This is a genomic window from Vibrio sp. 779(2023), assembly GCF_033344285.1.
In the GTDB taxonomy this organism is placed as follows: Bacteria; Pseudomonadota; Gammaproteobacteria; order Enterobacterales; family Vibrionaceae; genus Vibrio; species Vibrio alginolyticus.
Map to the genome: position 1 here is coordinate 1 of NZ_JAWPOM010000097.1, position 1,430 is coordinate 1,430.

The 1,430-nt window shown below is 44.1% G+C and carries 1 protein-coding gene and 1 pseudogene; both read right to left on the reverse strand.

Annotated features, from left to right (window positions below; genetic code table 11):
• Positions 1-214: pseudogene (locus tag R8O70_RS25200) on the reverse strand (capsular biosynthesis protein); the annotation flags it as partial.
• Positions 192-1,430, reverse strand: a 1,239-nt coding sequence (locus R8O70_RS25205; protein WP_318184461.1) for a polysaccharide biosynthesis tyrosine autokinase, incomplete at its 5' end; no start/stop codon positions are given. The gene R8O70_RS25205 and the pseudogene R8O70_RS25200, both read right to left, overlap by 23 nt.

Sequence of the window (1,430 nt, forward strand, 5' to 3'; positions counted from 1 at the left end):
GCTTGTTTGGTTGATGAAGCTTTGCTCTCACTGGAGAGATCTGCTTGTTAGCATCAATCGCCATAAGGTCATGCAAATGAATCGAGTTAGGAATCGACTTTTCTAACGCACTCGAGCCGACTTTACCCATTTGATATATCAGCACTGGGCGTTCTTGGCTTTTTAATATCTGATACCAAGACGCATGTTGATTAGTAGGCGTATTTCTGGACATATAAAGTCTCTCCTTCCTTAGCTTTTGCTTGAGTGATAAGCACGCCAAGAGACGGTATCGAGTGTTGTATTTGTTTAGATAGCGCGACATTAACCAGTGATGCTTTGGTGGACTCGGAACGAATCACTGTGATGAGTCCGTTCGCATATTGGCCTAAGATGAGCGCATCACTGACCGACAACAGCGGTGGTGTATCGATGATGATGCGATCGTATTTATCTTGAAAATGGTCCAGTAGTTTTTTGAAGCGATTGGATGCCAGCAACTCTTGTGGGTTGGGTGGAATCAGCCCAGCAGGTAGTACATCTAAATTGGCATCATCGATGCGAACGATACAATCTTTTATTGCGGTATCCATCGTCAATATGTTGGTTAAACCTGGCTGGGACTCAGGAATATTGAATCGTTTGGCTAAAGATGGACGACGCAAGTCGCAGTCGATAATCAACACTTTCTCCATAGTCGAGAAGGACACCGCCATATTGATGCTGGTGGAGGTTTTGCCTTCCTCTGGAATCGCTGAAGTAAAAGGTAAGATCTTTTGCTTAGTGTTGGTCAGCCTTAATAGCAACGACGTTCGAACAGAGCGACAAGCTTCGCTAAAGAGTTTTTCATCTTTATCTAAGTAGGCGGTATAACTTACCCCATTTTTTCGCAGGGTACGTTTTTTCACCATTGGGATAACCCCCAAGCATGTCACGCCTAGCTTATCTTGAACATCGTTTGAAGTGCGGATGACTTCTCGCAACGTTTCTAAAATGATCACCAATGCACAAGCGATAGCAAAACCGAAGAATGTGGCGATAAGCACCAGTTTCATTCGTTGTGGCGCGACAGGAAACAGTGGAATGATCGCTTTATCAGTAAAGCGAGCGGTCACATTTTTGTAATCGCTAGTAGCGCTGGTTTCTTTTTCTCGATTTAAGAAAGCTTCGTAAAGATCTTTGTTTGACTCTACTTCTCGTTTCAATTGCTCATAGCGCGCCTTTTGCGAACCCAATGATTGGAAATCTGATTTTTTTCTGTCCAGTTCTTCGCGCAACATGTCTTCTTGAGCTTTCGCTGCAAGTAAGTCTTGTTGCTTACTAAAAGAGATTTCGCGAATCAATTGCTGAGTTCGCTCTTGAATAGAGGCGAGTTGCGCTTTCGCTTGGACCATTCGATCGTGTTTTGGTCCATAACGTTGCGCCAGTTCAGAAACGTTCTTCGCAGCTTG